This is a genomic window from Levilactobacillus fuyuanensis (genome assembly GCF_003946395.1).
Lineage (GTDB): Bacteria > Bacillota > Bacilli > Lactobacillales > Lactobacillaceae > Levilactobacillus > Levilactobacillus fuyuanensis.
Window position 1 is genome coordinate 1 of sequence record NZ_RHNZ01000051.1, and the last position, 1339, is coordinate 1339.

A 1339-nucleotide genomic window follows, 5' to 3' on the forward strand; every position below is an offset into this window, starting at 1 on the left:
GAGTGTTTAAATAATTATGTGTAAATAGAAAAATAAGCAATTGAAAAGGGAAAGCCTCTCCCTTATGATAGTTAGCAACCACACTCACTTCATAGGACATAGGAGGCTTTCCCCATGACTCAGTTTAACAAAGAAATTATGGCAGCACTAGCACAAAAGCAAGATTTGGACGAAGTTTTTCGGCAACATTTGGAAACGGCCATCAATGATTTAATGCACGAGGAACTTTCATCGTTCCTCGGTTATGAACCCTACGACCGCCAAGGCTTTAACAGCGGCAATTCACGCAATGGGCATTATCTGCGAACCTTTAAAACTAAGTATGGGGAACTAAACTTGGAGGTTCCACGCGACCGAAATGGCGCCTTTAATACGCAAACTATTCCAAGCTATCAACGCCAAACGGATGGTTTAGAAGCCACGGTTGTCCAGCTCTACGAAAAAGGGATTACCACTAGTGAGATCGCGGATTTGATTGAGAAAATGTATGGTGCTCATTACACACCACAAACGGTTTCAAACCTCACGAAGGTCGTTGACCAACAGGTCAACGCCTTCAAGACGCGCCCTCTAGCGAGTCGTTACGCAGTCATTTATGTGGACGCAACATACTTACCTCTGCGCCGGGACTCAGTGGCTAAAGAAGCCGTGCATATCGCCATTGGCATTCGACCAAATGGTATGAAAGAGGTCCTAGCATACCAAGTCGCTCCAACTGAATCCAGTACCGTTTGGGAAGAGCTTCTCGTGGACATTCAGCAGCGTGGTGTAAAAGAAGTCCTCTTATTCGTGGCCGATGGCTTAGTCGGCCTTACCAACACAATTGGTGACCACTTCCCTAAGGCTAAGCTCCAGCAGTGCCTGATCCACGTCAGTCGGAACATTGAAGCTCACGTTCGAACTAAGGACCGACAAGAGGTCCTTAACGACTTCAAACTGATCCATCAAGCAGCTACCATGGACGACGCAAAACAGGCCTTAGCTGACTTCATAGACAAGTGGCAAAAGGCGTATCCAAAAGTAACGGGCAAGCTAGAAAATAATCCTCATCTCTTGACCTGTTTCACTTTTCCAGCTGCGATACGCAGTAGCATCTACAGCACAAATCTCATTGAATCATTCAACAAGAAGCTAAAACGGCAGACAAAGAAGAAAGAACAATTTCCAAATGAACCAGCACTAGAACGCGTTCTGGTCACAGTTATTCGTGACTACAACGGCCAAAATTTTGAGCGAACGCATCGAGGTTTCAAGCAAATTCAAGATACGTTAGAATCCATGTATTAGAAGCTAGCTAATGGGAGAGGACTTCCATTTACACAAAAAATTTGACACTCCC

Annotated in this window: 1 protein-coding gene; it reads left to right on the forward strand. The window is 45.0% G+C overall.

Annotated elements, in window-relative coordinates; translation table 11 throughout:
• Positions 1–114 precede the first annotated feature (114 nt).
• Positions 115–1287: an IS256 family transposase gene (locus tag EKM73_RS12695; RefSeq protein WP_057879063.1), complete on the forward strand. Its 1173-nt coding sequence runs from the start codon at positions 115–117 to the stop codon at positions 1285–1287.
• The last annotated feature ends 52 nt before the right edge of the window (positions 1288–1339 follow it).

Excerpts from the sequence above, each read along its gene's own strand:
- EKM73_RS12695 (WP_057879063.1), top strand. The coding sequence starts at position 115 with ATGACTCAGTTTAACAAAGAAATTATGGCAGCACTAGCACAAAAGCAA.